This is a genomic window from Bradyrhizobium sp. 215_C5_N1_1 (assembly GCF_052075935.1).
GTDB lineage: Bacteria > Pseudomonadota > Alphaproteobacteria > Rhizobiales > Xanthobacteraceae > Bradyrhizobium > Bradyrhizobium barranii.
The window spans coordinates 5,753,670-5,768,636 of record NZ_CP197228.1 but is presented as its reverse complement, the minus strand read 5'-3'; the positions used below and the strand labels follow the sequence as shown (position 1 = coordinate 5,768,636).

General features: G+C 63.9%; 13 protein-coding genes. 6 read left to right on the top strand and 7 right to left on the bottom strand.

The genetic code is table 11. The features are described 5' to 3' along the window. Positions 1-92: 92 nt before the first annotated feature. Both AB7G19_RS27985 and AB7G19_RS27980 read right to left on the bottom strand, forming a co-directional pair. Entirely contained in the window at positions 93-1,043 is a 951-nt protein-coding gene (locus tag AB7G19_RS27985; RefSeq protein ID WP_441268460.1) for a helix-turn-helix transcriptional regulator, read from the bottom strand. A 52-nt stretch (positions 1,044-1,095) separates the two neighbouring features. Further along, positions 1,096-2,049 (bottom strand): helix-turn-helix domain-containing protein, encoded by a 954-nt coding sequence (locus AB7G19_RS27980; protein ID WP_441268459.1) that lies wholly within the window; start codon positions 2,047-2,049, stop codon positions 1,096-1,098. 447 nt (positions 2,050-2,496) lie between these two features. Here AB7G19_RS27980 and AB7G19_RS27975 point away from each other — a divergent pair, with 447 nt between their 5' ends. Continuing rightward, positions 2,497-3,426 (top strand): helix-turn-helix domain-containing protein, encoded by a 930-nt coding sequence (locus AB7G19_RS27975; protein ID WP_441268458.1) that lies wholly within the window; start codon positions 2,497-2,499, stop codon positions 3,424-3,426. 8 nt (positions 3,427-3,434) lie between these two features. Here the strand turns inward: AB7G19_RS27975 and AB7G19_RS27970 are convergent, their stop codons facing one another. Continuing rightward, on the bottom strand, positions 3,435-4,358 hold the full coding sequence (locus tag AB7G19_RS27970) for a catalase (protein WP_441268457.1): 924 nt from the start codon (positions 4,356-4,358) through the stop codon (positions 3,435-3,437). Positions 4,359-4,794: 436 nt separating this feature from the next. Between AB7G19_RS27970 and AB7G19_RS27965 the strand changes: the two genes are divergently transcribed. The 5 genes from AB7G19_RS27965 to AB7G19_RS27945 are packed head-to-tail and all read left to right on the top strand — an operon-like array spanning position 4,795 to position 9,931. After that, positions 4,795-5,745 (top strand): PDR/VanB family oxidoreductase, encoded by a 951-nt coding sequence (locus AB7G19_RS27965; protein ID WP_441268456.1) that lies wholly within the window; start codon positions 4,795-4,797, stop codon positions 5,743-5,745. Between the two features lie 17 nt (positions 5,746-5,762). After that, positions 5,763-7,103: a Rieske 2Fe-2S domain-containing protein gene (locus AB7G19_RS27960; RefSeq protein ID WP_441268455.1), complete on the top strand. Its 1,341-nt coding sequence runs from the start codon at positions 5,763-5,765 to the stop codon at positions 7,101-7,103. Beyond that, positions 7,100-7,576 (top strand): aromatic-ring-hydroxylating dioxygenase subunit beta, encoded by a 477-nt coding sequence (locus AB7G19_RS27955; protein ID WP_441268454.1) that lies wholly within the window; start codon positions 7,100-7,102, stop codon positions 7,574-7,576. Before AB7G19_RS27960 ends, AB7G19_RS27955 begins: the two co-directional genes overlap by 4 nt. Before the next feature lie 7 nt (positions 7,577-7,583). Further along, complete coding sequence (locus AB7G19_RS27950; protein ID WP_441268453.1) at positions 7,584-9,200, top strand: ATP-dependent acyl-CoA ligase; 1,617 nt, start codon at positions 7,584-7,586, stop codon at positions 9,198-9,200. Between the two features lie 2 nt (positions 9,201-9,202). After that, a complete protein-coding gene (locus tag AB7G19_RS27945; RefSeq protein ID WP_441268452.1) occupies positions 9,203-9,931 on the top strand; it encodes an SDR family NAD(P)-dependent oxidoreductase in 729 nt (242 codons plus the stop codon). 81 nt (positions 9,932-10,012) lie between these two features. Here AB7G19_RS27945 and AB7G19_RS27940 read toward each other — a convergent pair whose 3' ends face one another. The 4 genes from AB7G19_RS27940 to AB7G19_RS27925 all read right to left on the bottom strand — a co-directional run bounded on the left by AB7G19_RS27940 (position 10,013) and on the right by AB7G19_RS27925 (position 14,866). After that, a complete protein-coding gene (locus tag AB7G19_RS27940; RefSeq protein WP_028153094.1) occupies positions 10,013-10,495 on the bottom strand; it encodes a MarR family winged helix-turn-helix transcriptional regulator in 483 nt (160 codons plus the stop codon). Beyond that, on the bottom strand, positions 10,495-10,989 hold the full coding sequence (locus tag AB7G19_RS27935; protein WP_085401716.1) for a MarR family winged helix-turn-helix transcriptional regulator: 495 nt from the start codon (positions 10,987-10,989) through the stop codon (positions 10,495-10,497). Before AB7G19_RS27935 ends, AB7G19_RS27940 begins: the two co-directional genes overlap by 1 nt. Before the next feature lie 155 nt (positions 10,990-11,144). Continuing rightward, positions 11,145-12,710: an indolepyruvate oxidoreductase subunit beta family protein gene (locus AB7G19_RS27930; protein ID WP_441268451.1), complete on the bottom strand. Its 1,566-nt coding sequence runs from the start codon at positions 12,708-12,710 to the stop codon at positions 11,145-11,147. Beyond that, positions 12,707-14,866 carry a thiamine pyrophosphate-dependent enzyme gene (locus AB7G19_RS27925; protein ID WP_441268450.1) on the bottom strand — a complete coding sequence of 720 codons (2,160 nt, stop codon included), beginning with the start codon at positions 14,864-14,866 and terminating at the stop codon, positions 12,707-12,709. The genes AB7G19_RS27930 and AB7G19_RS27925 overlap by 4 nt, the downstream gene beginning before the upstream one ends. Positions 14,867-14,967: the final 101 nt, after the last annotated feature.

The window sequence follows — 14,967 nt, the reverse complement described above, 5'->3', positions numbered from 1 at the left end:
CCGTCTCTTGGATCGAGGGCACCCTGATCATTTAGCGGAGCGGACCTGCAGTTGCGCCAGAGCGATTGCTCTGCCTGCAGAGTGATTGCTGCTTAGCGCATGCGACGTCGCCAATCGCTCGGCGTTTCTCCCGTCAATCGCCTGAACGCGGCGGCAAAGGCGGTTTGAGAGGCATAGCCAAGCTCAGCCGCCACCGTGGCGATCGGGATTTCGGTGCCGCGCAGCGTGTTCATGGCCTGCTCGAGCCGGTGCTGGCGTAGCCAGCTATGCGGCGAAAGACCGGTGCTTTCCTTGAAAGCACGACAGAAGTGGAAGCGAGACAGGCCGGCGTCCGAAGCGAGCGCCGCAAGAGAGACGTCGGAATCGCTGTCCGAACGCAAGCGTTCGATCGCGCGTCGCAGAGCTTGGGGAGCCAGCCCGCCTATGATCGGCTCGATGGCGGTTGGCTCGCCGATGTGCGCGGCCAGGATGCGCGTGGCGATGATATCGGTCAGTCGCTGCCTGAAGAGTGCATCCAGAACCGCGTTGCCCTCCAACACATCCGCCCCACTCATCAGCAATCCGGATGTGACAGGGTCGAGATGCCCGGTTCGCTCCAGAAGATCACCTGGAATGGGCGCGTCGGCTTCGCGGGCGACGCGTTCGAGCGTTGCGTGCGGAAGATACAGCTGGACGACATCGACAGGACCGGGAATATCCCATCTGGCGCTCGAACCAGCCGGAATGATCGTCACGACTCCGGAGCGGGCCGTTCCGATTGCAACCGATTTTCCGGCGCGTCGCTCCAGGCGCTGAACGCCTGTGGGGTACGTCATGATGACGTGGTCGGTCATGGGCTCGACGACGTCGTGAAGAGCGCCGTGCTTCCAATGCGCGATGCCGCCATTGGAGGGGTCCGAAGCCATCTGGAGCGGCGCGGTCTTCAGGATGCGCGCCATCTCCACATCGGCACGCCGCCGCTCGACGTTCGGCGAGTCGCTGTGGCGCGCACCGGGTGCGGCCAGCAGAGCCCCCAAAGGATCGTGCACGATTGGCTTGTCCATGGAGTTAGTCTCGCGTTCGGAAGGCACTTCGGGACCCGCGGAGCGATTGCTGCTAACGCACGCGTCGTCGCCAATCGCTCGGCGTTTCGCCGTTCAATCGCTTGAACGCCGCGGCGAAGGCCGTTTGCGAAGCATAACCAAGCTCTGCCGCAACCAGAGCGATCGATGCGTCGGTATCGCGAAGCAGGTTCATGGCCTGCTCGAGCCGGTATTGGCGCAGCCAGGCGTGAGGCGAGAGCCCGGTGCTTTCCCTGAATGCGCGGCAGAAGTGGAAACGCGACAGGCCGGCATCGGAGGCGAGGGCATCGAGGGAGACGTCGGTATCGCTGTCCGAGCGCAAGCGTTCGATGGCACGGGCCAGGACCTTGGGCGAAAGCCCACCGATGGTCGGCTGGAATGGGGCTTGCGAGCCGGTATGGGCAACCAGGAGACGCATCGCCAGGAGGTCGATCAACTGATGCCTGAACAGCGTGTCCAGGGCCCCATTGCTCTCCAGCGTGTTGACCGCGCTCAGGATCAATCGGGACGTAATGGGATCAGGATGCGCCGTTCGCTCCAGGAGTTCGCTCGATGTGCCGCTCGCGGCTTCGTCGGCGACGCGTTTCAGCGTTGCGTGGGGGAGATAGAGCTGAACGACGTCGACGGGCTTCGGAATATCCCATCGGGAGCTCGATCCTTCGGGAATGATGATCACAGCCCCGCGACGAAACGTTCCAATCGCAACCGACCGTCCTGAGCGCCGCTCCATGTGCTGCACCGCGCCGTTGTAGGCCATGATGACGTGGTGGCTCATGGGCTCGACGACGTCGTGCAACGGTTCGTGTTTCCAGTGGGCGATCCCGGCACCGGAGGAGTCCAATGCCACGCGAAATGGTTCGGTGTGGAGCACACGCGCCATCTCGGCATCAGCGGCACGCCGCCCGGTCGACGACGATCGGCCTTGGCTTGGCTCGGATGCGGCCGGAGGATTTTCACGCGCAGAATTGTGCGAGATCGGTTTGCTCATTGGACGTGCTCGTCTCAGGGGCCTTGCACTCGCGCCTGAGCGCGATTTGCGCGCCCGGCGTGAAGCCATCGCTTCTTTTGCGCCCGTACGGGTGCCGCAGCGCGCCGCGAGCGCTCGGTGTGGTTTTCTAGGCACGTGGGACTACGGGGTCTTTCCTGAAACCGCGGTGCTTGTCCTGATTCTGCTCAAAGCACTCGGACGCGAGATCTTGTGATCGGCGATCCTCGGACGACTGCGGAGAATCAAGCTCACGATTTACGCATTAGATATTGAAATCGCTTCTGAAAATGGCTTTGCCACAATCGACAGCGGCGGCCCGTCGCAATCGCAAATCACGCCGCGACGCGACTGGACCGCCGTACTCCGAAGCGGATAATGCTACCGACCTCCAGGGCGACGGCAGTCAGATGGGTTGCCTGGTCAGAATTCCACGGATGGGTCGATCGAATGGCACTGGCTGGCACCTTCGGACAGAGGGTCAAGCGGCAGTTGAGCCTGGCGGATGCACCTCCTTCGCTGATCACGCGGTCGCGGCGAGGCGTCGACGTTGCGGTCACCGAAACCCTGAACAGTGAGCCGGTAGAGGGTCTTTCCGGCTCGCTTGCCGACGACGCCTATCTCGTCAGCCTGAAGCTGCAGGATTATCCTGACTGCGAGCTCTGGGAGCACGGCAAGTGCTTTACGAAGACGGATGTCAGAGCCGGTACGACCTATCTGTACGATCTCCGGCACGATCCGCGCTTCGTCATCGACAAGCCGTTCCATTCCGTCCATTTCTATCTTCCCCGTCTGACGCTCGACGGAATCGCGCGAGAAGCCCGCACGCCGCCCATTGGCGACCTCGCGTGCCGGTATGGTTTCGGCCATGACGACGAGATCATGCGCCATGTCGGTGCCCTGATGTTGGAAGGACTGCGTCGTCCGGCGGAGGCCAACCAGCTCTTCATCGACCACATGATGCTCGCGTTCACGGCCCACATTGCCCAGACCTATGGCGGATGGGAGCGCGTCGCGGATGCGGCCCGGGGCGGTCTTTCCCCATGGCAGGTGAGGCGAGCCTGCGAAAGGCTCGACTCGGATCTTGGCGGGACGCTTTCACTGCAACAGATCGCGGCCGAGTTTGGTCTCTCGGTTAGCCATTTTTCCCGCGCGTTTCGAATCTCGACCGGCCTTCCGCCTCACCAGTGGCTGCTCCGCCAGCGTGTAAAGGCGGCAAAGCAGTTGATGACCCTGCGCGACCTGCCGCTGTCCGAGATTGCGATCTCGGTCGGGTTCGCCAATCAAAGCCACTTGACGAAGGTGTTCTCGGCGCAGGTGGGCGTCAGCCCGGCGGCATGGCGCCGCGAAGCGCTTGGCATCAGAGACAGCGAGACGTGATCGTCCGATCAGCGGCGCTGAGCCAGTGAATTGGCGTAGGCGGCGCGGCGCGCCGCGAAGATCTCATCCGGCGGATAACCGATGCCCTCCGCAAGATTCGCCGGATCGAAGCCGGAAGTATCGCACGTCTCGTCGGCTTCGATCGCGGTGATCACGATCGTTCCGAGCCGTACGGCTTCCCGGTTGTCCTCATCCGGCCACCGGATCGTGACATCCTGCGTCGGGTCGTCGGGACGACCGAGCAGCGCCATCAGGCTGAACCGGATATCGCGCGTCGCGATCCTTCCCTTGAGATCGTCGTGCAGGACGTCGGCGGACGTCGTCCTGCCCTTGCCCTCGATCATCGCAAGTTCGCCACCGACCGGGACGACCTTGAATTTGATGAACTGCGTCTCGCCCTTCGAATTCGTTGCAGGGAAGGCATGGACGGCCCAGTAGGTCGTGCCGGCAAAGCTCGGGGGAGGCGGATGCGCGGCGATGTAGTTCGCCTGACGCAGCGTTTCGGGATTGGCGGTGGAGAAGGCCTTGATCTTCTCCAGGTCCGGCCTTCCGTCGCGACCGGGCATGCGCGAGGTGAGGAATGCCAGCATTTGATCGAGCGTCCTCGCATAATGAACCGGAGCGCTCTGTGTGAGGATGTCGGAGCGATGCTCGTCGTTGCCGAGCCTGAAGCTGAAGCCGCGCGGCGTGAGATCCCTGGTCTCGGATTCGCGGGGACCGCCGTCCACCGAGAAGCGCGCCAGCACGCGCGATGGTGTTGTGAAGCTCCGCGACTTCGTGACCTCGTCGGCCCGATCCGAAGGGATGTAGGTCCCCCGGACGCAGCGGCCTTTGGCAAAGCTCGCGCGTGCCTTGGGTGGATTGCCCAGAACGGCTTTCTGAGCCTCGACAATGGAGGCGGGTGTGGCGGTGCCGCTCGGGGACAGGGACATGGCTTGGTCTTGGATTTGCTCCCCTCAACCGTTAGCGGCGTGGATGCTTCCCCGCTCCAGAGCGATTGCTGTGCTTGCAGCGTGATTGCTGTCTTCTTGCGCGGTCACCAGGGCACTGAACGCGGCGCCGGCGGGCCGTCGGTGATAAAATACCTCAGCAAAATTAATAGCTTGAGTTGAAATCTTCCCACGGCCCATTATGGATCGAGGCGGGCGCTCAAAGGCGGCGTGTGCACGGGCAGCAAAGTCCATTGAAAGCACGGCCGGCCGTTCTTCGGAGTGATCCGTCATCTGCTGAGGCGCGGGCAACCTCCCTCCCTGCACCAACGAGACGTGCCTGGGACTGCCATCCGAGCCTGAGCCCGCGCCGGCGATTGACAGCTAATTATTACATGTCTAAAAATATGCAAATTCATATAATTCGTGAGATGCCTGAATGGACACGCATCCGCTCAAGCTCAAGGTCAGATCGTATGCCGCGGAGACGCCGTTCATACGGAGCCTCGTGCTTGGCGTGGAGGACGGCGTCGCGCCGCGATGGCAGGCGGGCGCACATATCCGCGTGGCGCTCCCGAATGGAGGCGACCGGCCGTACTCGCTGATGGCTTTGCCGGGCCTTCCCGAGAGTACGCTGGCGCTCGGGGTGCTGCGCGAGGAGGCATCGACCGGCGGCTCGCAGTTCATGCATGCGCTGAAGATCGGCGATGTCGTGAAGGCCAGTGCGCCGGTCAACAATTTTCATCTGCATGAGGGAGCGGCGCCCGCGCTGCTGTTCGCCGGCGGCATCGGCGTCACGCCGATCCTGTCGATGGCGGCGAATCTCGCGGCCCGAGGAAGCCCGTATCGCTTGCACTATGCGGGCCGCACGCAAGGCCTGCTCGCGTTCCTGCCGCACCTGCAGGAGATATGCGCCAAGGGCCTGTCCATCCACTACGACAGCGACGAGTCCCGCCTGGACATTGCAGCGACGCTCGGCGATGCCGCCGCAAACGCCCACATTTACGCCTGCGGTCCGGCCGGCATGATTGAAGCGGTGAAGGCGGCTGCGCTCGGCAGGGGCATTCCGGCCGACCGCATCCACTACGAGCTCTTCAAGGCCGAGCAATCGTCCTCGCCCGACTTGCCGTTCGAGGTCGAGCTCAAATCGACCGGGCGGGTCGTCAGCGTCGCGGCCGGTCAGACCATCATCCAGGCGCTGGAGGCCGCGGGTCTCGACGTGCTCTACGACTGCCAGCGCGGCGATTGCGGCATCTGCCAGTGCGGCGTGATCGAAGGGGTACCCGACCATCGCGACATCATCCTCAGCGACGACGAGAAGGCGTCCAACAAGGTCATGCAGATCTGCGTGTCACGCGCGAAGTCGGAACGTCTGGTGCTGGATCTCTAGGGGAGGCGAGGGACGTCATGGCGAAATACGGACAGAATGCCGACGCGATCGCGGCGCTGGTGCGCGAGGCCGAGGTGCATCGCGACGTCTATGTCGACCCCGAGATATTCGAGCTCGAGATGGAGCACCTGTTCCCGAACAGCTGGATTTATGTCGGGCACGCGAGCCAGTTGGGAAAGCCCGGCGATTTCATCACCGCCAATATCGGCCGTCAGCCGGTGCTGGCGAGCCGCCACACCGACGGCTCCATCCACGTCTTCTACAACCGCTGTCCGCACAAGGGCGTGAAGATCGCCTCCGAGCCCTGCGGCAACACCGGAAAGTTCTTCCGCTGCCCCTATCACGCCTGGTCGTTCAAGACCGACGGCTCGCTGCTCGCGATCCCGCTGAAGAAAGGCTACGAGGGCACCGGCTTTGGCGACACGCAGGCGAATGAGGGACTGTCGAAGGTCAGGAACGTCGTGATCTATCGCGATTTCATCTTCGCCCGCCTGAGCGACGACGGCGTGTCCTTCGAGGATTATTTCGGCGAGAGCCTCTCGACCATCGACAACATGGTCGACCGCTCGCCGGAGGGGAAGCTCGCAGTCCAGGCGACGCCGATCCGTTACATGCACACCTGCAATTGGAAGATGCTGGTCGAGAACCAGACCGACACCTGCCATCCGATGGTGGCGCATGAGAGCTCGGCCGGCACCGCGGTCAAGGTCTGGAAGCGCGAGCAGGGCGATTCCACGGAGACACCGATGGCGGTGCAGCTCTATGGTCCCTTCATGAGCCCGTACGAGTTCTACGAGCAGAGCGGCATCAGGATCTGGCCGAACGGCCACGGCCATACCGGCGTCGCCAACTCCATCCATTCCAACTATTCGGACATTGAAGGCTATCTCGGCCAGATGGTCGCGGCCTATGGCGAGCAGCGGGCGCACGAGATCCTCGGCGAGGTCAGGCACAACACGGTGTATTTCCCGAACATCATGGTCAAGGGCGCGGTGCAGATCCTGCGCAATTTCATCCCGATCGCGGTCGACAAGACGCTGGTCGAGAGCTGGGTCTATCGCCTGGTCGGCGCGCCGGACAAGCTCTACGAGCGGGCGCTGATGTACAACCGCTTCATCAATGCGCCGACCTCGATCGTCGGGCACGACGATCTCGAAATGTACGAGCGGGCGCAGGAAGGACTGAAGTCCAACGGCAATCAATGGGTCAATCTGCGGCGCCTCTACGAGAGCCATGAAGAGCAGGACGTCACGGCCGTAATCAACGGCACGTCCGAGCGACAGATGCGAAACCAGTTCCACGCCTGGTCGAAATTCATGACCATGGACATGGACAAGCGTGTCGAGGCCGCGGAATGATCGACGAGAAGGCCATCACGGACTTGATCTATCTGGAAGCCGAGCTGCTCGACACGATGCAATGGCAGGCCTGGCTCGATCTGTTTCACCCCGAAGGGCGCTACTGGATGCCGCTCGAATGGCAGCAGCAGGATCCGGTGCTCCAGCCCTCGTTGATGTACGAGGATCTGCTGCTCCTGAAGGTGCGGGTCGAGCGGCTCGCCGGCGAGCGGACCTTCAGCCAGAAGCCGAAGAGCCGTTGCCATCATCTTCTCCAGGCTCCGCGGATCGTGGCGTGCGACCCGGCTGCGGGCATCTACAAGGCACGGACGTCCTATATCTACACCGAGACCCGCGGTGATCTGCTGGAGCGGTATTCGGGCTGGGCGTCGCACGAATTCGTAGAGGTCGGCGATGCCCTGAAGATCAAGCTCAAGCGGGTCGATCTCGTCAATTTCGACGCGCCGTTCGGCAACATCCAGCTTTTCATGTGAGTACGCCTTGACCGCTGCGACCACAGTCTACGCCCGCTTTCGCGAGACCGCCCTTCGCCGGGAGGAGGCGGGCTTCCTCAACGTGCTGCCGGAGACCGCCGATATCTATGGCATCGCGGCAGGCGAGATTTCCTACCACGCCATGCTCGACCGGGTCGAGCGCTGGCGCTCGGCTTTTGCAAGCCGGGGCTATGGCGAAGGCCACAGGGTCGGGCTGCTGCTCCAGAACAGGCCGGTGTTCGTCGAGCTGTGGTTCGCGCTCAACGCGCTCGGCGTGTCCGTCGTGCCGATCAATCCCGATTTGCGGCTCAGCGAGCTCGAATACATCATTGCGCATTCCGAGATGAATGCGGCGTTCGTCCTCGCCGAGCGGCGCGACGAGGTCGAGACCGCGGCGCGCCAGGCCGGCCGGCCGATCCCGGTCGTGACTGATCAGGGCGACGTTCCCGTACCCTTCGGAGGTGCGCGGCCTTCGACCGCCGGAACCGAGGCGAGCGAATGCGCGCTGCTCTATACGTCTGGAACCACGGGACAGCCCAAGGGCTGCGTGCTCACCAACACATATTTCCTGCATTCCGGAAACTGGTATCGCGATGTCGGCGGGCTGATCGATCTCAGGCCCGACTGTGAGCGCATGATCACGCCGCTGCCGCTGTTTCACATGAACGCGATGGCGGTGTCGCTGATGGCGATGCTGTCGGTCGGTGGCAGCCTCACCATGCTCGATCGCTTCCATCCGCGTACCTGGTGGGCGTCCGTGCGCGACAGCCGCGCGACCTGTCTGCATTATCTCGGCGTGATGCCCTCGATGCTGATGAGCGCGCCGCAATCGGAGCAGGACCGCGCCCACACCGTGCGCTTCGGCTTCGGCGCCGGCGTCGACAAGCTCCTGCATGCGCCGTTCGAGGAGCGCTTCGGCTTTCCGCTGCTGGAGGCCTGGGCGATGACCGAGACGGGAAGCGGCGGCGTCATCGCCGCCAGTATCGAGCCGCGCAAGATCGGCACGAGCTGTTTCGGACGTCCGGCCGCCGAGGTCGACGTTCGTATCGTCGACGACAGCGGCAACGACGCGCCGGTCGGGACGCCGGGCGAGCTCCTGGTGCGGCGGGCAGGTGCGGACCCGCGTTACGGGTTCTTCCGCGAGTACCTGAAGAACGAGGCCGCCACCGCCGAGGCGTGGGACGGTGGGTGGCTGCACACTGGCGATATCGTGTCGCGCGATGCGGACGGCGACCTCCATTTCGTCGACCGCAAGAAGAACGTGATCCGCCGTTCCGGCGAGAACATTGCCGCAGTCGAGGTCGAGTCCGTACTCAATCGCCATCCCGCGATCCGGCAGGCCGCGGTGGCCGCGACGCCCGATCAGGTGCGCGGCGACGAGGTTGCGGCGGTCATCATCGCCGAGGAGGCCGGTGCGGACCGCGCGCGGGCCGAGGAGATCGTGCGCTGGAGCCTGGAGCAGATGGCCTATTACAAGGCGCCGGGCTGGATCTGTTTCGTCGACAGCCTGCCGTTGACTGCGACCGAGAAGATCCAGCGCGGCGGCCTGAAGGATTTCGTCGCCAGGCTGATGTCTGACGGTGCGTTCTTCGACCTTCGCGACCTCAAGCGGCGGCAGGTTTGATCATGAGCGAGATCCGTACGACACTCATCACCGGCGGCAATTCGGGGATCGGCGAGGCGCTGGCGAAAAAGCTCGTCGAGAGCGGGCAGCGCGTGGTCTCGGTCGGGCTGGAGAAGCCGGACTGGACGCATGATCTGCTCGCGGCCTATCGCGCTGATCTCTCCAATATCGAGGAGACGCGCGCGATCGCGCAGAAGATCTGCCGTGATCACGCCGTTGATCGCCTCGTGCACAATGCCGGCGTGATCCTGCCGAACCTGTTGCCCGATGCGAAGCCGGAAGATATTTTGATGCTGGCGCAGCTGCACCTGGGCGCGCCGATGCTGCTGACCCAGGCGGCGCTGGAGGGGATGCGTGCGCGCCGCTTCGGGCGCATCGTGTTCGTCAGCTCGCGCGCCGCGATGGGCGCGGCGACGCGGTCGGCCTATTCGGCGACCAAGGCCGGCGTGCACGGTATGGCGCGCACCTGGGCGCTGGAGCTCGCCGCGAGCGGCATCACCGTGAACGTCGTGGCGCCAGGGCCGATCCTGACCGACAATTTCTGGGGCATCTTTCCCAAGGGCTCCGAGCAGCAGGAGCGGATGGCGCGCAACGTGCCGGTCGGGCGGCTCGGCTCGCGCGAGGATGTCGCGCACGCCATCAGTTTCTTCCTCGACGAACGTTCCGATTTCGTCACCGGCCAGGTGCTCTATGTCTGCGGCGGCACCAGCCTGGTCGGCCTTGGCCCGTAGAGCATGATCCGGACCCGGAGGGCCGCGTTAGCGCAAAGTGTGAAGCGGTTTTCCGAAAAGATCATGCTCCAATAAACAAGATCAGATCTGGTTCTGGCGGATGTTCTCGACCATCTTGGCCAGCACGCGCGCGCAGACCTCGATGTCGTCGGGCTCGATGCCTTCGATCAGCTTGTCGTAGTTGCTCGCCATGATCGGCCAGATCTTGCGCAGCAGCGCCTCGCCGTCCGCCGTCAGACCCACGACGCGGCGGCGCTGGTCTTCCTCCGCGATCTCGCGCTTGACGAGGCCCGATGACACCATGGACTCGACCATGCGGCTCGCCGTCGACTGCTCGGTCACCGCGAGAACGGCGACCTCGTTGACCGTGAGGGTCTTGTAGATGAACAGGACCGACAGCGTCCGGAACACGACATTGTTGATGCCGTGGTCGCTCAGGTCGCGGTTCTGATCGAGATTCCAGCGATTGGCGAGCCGGTTGAACAGATACGGGATGTAGGTTTGCAGCTGGTCCCGCGTCCTCGGCGGACCCGACTTCCATCTGCTCTTGGATTCTCTGGCCATTATCTCTTGCGACTTTGCTTCTTGCTCTCGGTATGAAGTTTTGAAGAAAGGGATTTCAGCACGGACAGCGCACCGTCCAGCTCCCGGGCCGAAACATTCTCGAGCCGTTTGCCGAGATGCTTCTTGTGGACGTCGGCTGCCTTCCTGAACAGCGCCTCGCCCTTCGGCGTCAGGCGCACGATGAAGGAGCGCCGGTCCTCGCTCGACATTTCCCTGCTGATGAGGTCGTCGGCGAGAAGACGCTGCACCAGGCCCGAGACGTTGCCGCCGGTGACTTTCAGATTTTGCGACAGCTGCCCGAGCGCGAGGCCATCCCGGTAGCGATCGAGCTGGGCCAGCACGTCGAATTTTGCGAGCGACAGGCCGAACTCGGAGTTCAGCATCGAATTCAGCGACGCGAACAGCTCGCCATGCAGCGACAGCAATTGGAGCCAGAGCCGGGTTTCGATCTGCCCAGGGACGGGAACAATGTTCTCTTTGAGTGCTGCCGGCATTGCATGACCATCGAGTACAAGATGTCTCGTCGATTGGAGGGATTATCGCGGGTCTTTCGCTCCGATTAACAATTTGAGAATCGTAGTCAAGTCGCCTGATCCTGACGTCTTGGGGGTCGAACGGCAATCCACTCCGGCGTTCCCCTCCGATGGAATCATGCAAAAGTCTTGATGGTCTGGATCACGCCGTCGAGCTCCTTGCCTGCGCTGTCCTTCAGCGCGGCCTCGCGCAGGCGGCGCGCCCAATCGGCGGCATCCTCGCGTCGCTCGACCAGCTTGATCGCCGCCAGCGTCCTGTCGAATTTCGACAGCCCCCGGCTGTGGGTATCGGAATAGCCTTTCACGAGGCGTCGGCATTGCAGGATCTCGACACCGAGCTGGTAGTTGGTGGCGACCGCATCGGTTGCCGCCTTGAGCCATCCGTTCCGATGCGCGGTCTCGACGGCGTGACGCAGCGAGCGGCGTCGCAGGCCGCGTAGTCCGGCCACGACGTAGAGGGTCAGGAACCAGGGCAGCGAGTAGGTTCGCACCCTGCGCCCCCGGTTGACGCGGCGATCGAGCCAGCCGAGCAGGCGCGGCCGCGCCCCGAGCCAGCGGCTGAAGCCCGCGGGCAGCACGCCCATGACCTCCTCCATGCGCGGATGCATGAACTCGGTGGTCTGGAGCACCTGTCCCTCGGACATCTCGAGCTCGCTCTCGATGCGCGCGCGGCGACCAGCGCGCGTCTTCAGGTCGGCCACGCGGATGACGTCGTCATAGCTCATGGCGTTGGCGAGGTACTTAGCCGCGGTCTCCGTGAAGGTATAGGCGTGCGCACCACCGCCGGCGCTTCGGTCGGCCGCGTGCAACGTCTTGAGAATGTCGAGATACTCGGCGCCATAGGCGACGTCCTGGAAGTCGACGACCTTCCTCAAGCCGGCGCGGGCCATAGTGAGCGCAGGCTCGGGCAGCTCCTGCTTCAGTTTTGCGATGAGCCCGGCAAGATCTGGATCGGGCGTTGCGGGAGAGGGGACGTGATCGGCCTGCTTTGATGGCGCTGGCGCTGCGACCTCGGGTGCGCCGGTCTTGACCCGGTCAAACGCGGCTTCAAACGTCTCCACGCTAGCCTTGGCGCCTTTCCCACCTGCGCGGATCACGTCGAGATAGCTGTCGCGGCTGAACGGCAGCACACCGGCCGCCGCGAGCGCGCCGAACATCGCCGCCGAGATGACGCTGCCATGCGCGATCGCCAGCGCATTCAGATCGAAGATGATCTCGGACTTGGCGGCAACCCCGATGGCGCCGGTGACGGCGCCGCCGTCCGCGATGCCGTTGCCCGGTGCGATCTTCTCGCCGATCGCAAACGACCGGTGGTTGGATGCGATCAGCGTGGTGCGATCCGGCGTCACGAGGCCGCGCAGGATCGACCGGCCGGCCTCCATGAACTCCGCCGCCATCACCACGTCGACGTCGCCGGGCGTCGGCATCAACGACAGGATCGGCTTGCGGCCGTCGAGCGGCGGCATCGCCTCGATATAGTAGATCGTGGCGCCGGTGCGCTGGGCGACGCCGGGCACCGAGGTCGATTGCGCGACCCAGCCATGGTTCTCGGCAAGCTGAACGATCCAGTCGGTCAACACGCCGCCGCCCTGGCCGCCCATCGCGACGATCGCGATGGAGATCGGCCGCTCGGTCGCCTCACCGGCGGCGGGGAGGGCCAGCCGGACCGTCTCGTCTCTCATGCCAACGCCTCGAGCGCCGGACGCCGGCGATCACGCCGCCGTTGCAACCAGCCGATCACGGCCATCGCAACCCTGGATTTGAACCTGTCCCAACCGGTCGGATTGTGAATGACGTCCGCGCGATAGAACGAGGGGCAGAGCACGGCGGCCTCGGAGACCTCGCCGCAATTGCCGCAGCCGACGCAGGAATTGTCGATCGCGGCAACGGGATCGTCGCGCAAGGGGTCGTCCAGCTGCTTCACCGAAAGCGACGGGCAGCCCGAGAGGCGGATGCAAGCATGGTCGCCGGTGCAGACGTCCTCGTCGACACCGAAGCGCTCCTTGACGGTGCGCAACCCGTCCTTGATGGCCTTGTTGATCTGCGGCTTCACGCGGCGCTGCTTGTTCAGCATGCATTCGGAGGACGCGACGATGACCTTGGGGCCTTCCTCCTTGGTCGTCAGCGCCTCCTTCAGCGTGTCGCGCATCTTGCCGACGTCATAGGTGCGGTCGAGCTGGCGCACCCACTGGCCGCCGATGCCCTTCACGGCCTTGACGATCGAATTGTTGGTGTCGCGCCGCTTGTTGGTCGCGCGCGAGGACAGGATGTCCTGACCGCCGGTCGCCGAGGTGTAGAAATTGTCGACGATGACGAACACGCCGTCGTGCTTGTTGAACACGGCATTGCCGATGCCGCTGGTCAGTCCGTTGTGCCAGAAGCCGCCGTCGCCCATCACCGCGATCGAGCGTTTGTCGGCCTTGACGTTGAAGGCCGAGGTCGAGGCCGGGCCAAGGCCAAAGCCCATGGTGGTCGCGCCGATATTGAAGGGCGGCAGGATCGAGAACAGATGGCAGCCGATGTCGGCCGAGACATGATGCTGGCCGAGCTCTTCCTCGACGAGCTTCATGGCGGCGAAGATCGGCCGTTCCGGGCAGCCGGTGCAGAGCCCGGGCGGGCGCGCCGGCACAACCTGCTTCAGCTTCTCGACCGCGGGGTGATTGAGCACGGGAACGGCGTCCGGCGCCGGCGGCCGGTTGCCGAGCAGCCGCGGCTCGGTCTTCTCCAGGAAGTCCCTGACGCCCCCGAGCAGGACCTGCGCGGTGTAGTCGCCGCCCATCGGCAGCACGTCCTTGCCATGGATGCGCGCCTGGATGTCCCTGCGCCGCAGCACGGTGTTGATCGCCTGCTCCAGATATTCCGGCTGGCCTTCCTCGACGATCAGGACGGCGTCCTTGTCGACGCAGAACTCCGCGACCTCGGTGTCGATCACGGGGTAGGTGACGTTCATGACGTAGAGCGGAACCTGTGTGTTGCCGTAGGCATCCGACAGCCCGAGATATTGCAGCGCGCGGATCACGTTGTTGTACATGCCGCCCTGCATGATGATGCCGACCTTGCCCTGCTTCGGCCCCATCCATTCATTCAGCTTGTGGTCCCGGATGAAGCCGATCGCCGCGGGCATCCGCGTCTTGATCTTCTCCTGCTCATGCTCATAGGCCGCCGGCGGCAGCACGATGCGGTTGACGTCGCGCCTGGGGTTGTTGAGGGCGTCCTTGATGGTGTGCGCCGGCTTGACGTTGTCCTTGCAGGCGAAGCTGCCGTGCATGTGACAGGCGCGGACACGAACCTCGAGCATCACGGGCGTGTTGGAGAATTCGGAGAGCTCAAAACCCTTCTCGATCAGATTGACGATGCACTCATGATCGGGACGGGGATCGAGCAGCCAGATCTGCGATTTCATCGCGAAGGCGTGGGTCCGCTCCTGCATGATGGAGGAGCCTTCGCCATAGTCCTCGCCGACGATGATCATGGTGCCGCCGGTGACGCCGCCCGAGGCGAGATTGGCGAGCGCGTCGGAGGCGACGTTGGTGCCGACCGTCGACTTCCACGCCACCGCGCCGCGCAGGGGATACATCACCGAGGCCGACAGCATCGCCGCCGCCGCCGCTTCGTTGGCGGAGCTCTGGAACACGACGCCGAGATCGTCGAGCACGTCCTTGGCGTCGGCGAGCACGTCCATCAGGTGCGAGATCGGCGAGCCCTGGTAGCCGCCGACATAGGCGACGCCGGATTGCAGCAGTGCCTTGGTGATGGCGAGGATGCCTTCGCCGCGGAACGTATCGCCATCGCCGAGCCGGAGATCCTCGACTTCGCGAGCAAAAGACCGTTCAGCCATTGCACCCTCCAGAAATATGCGATAGCATACGTTTACATGTGAAGTAAGTCAACGCCGCGCCATGCTATCACGCTTGCGGACCTCTGCTCCGGCAAGGCGAT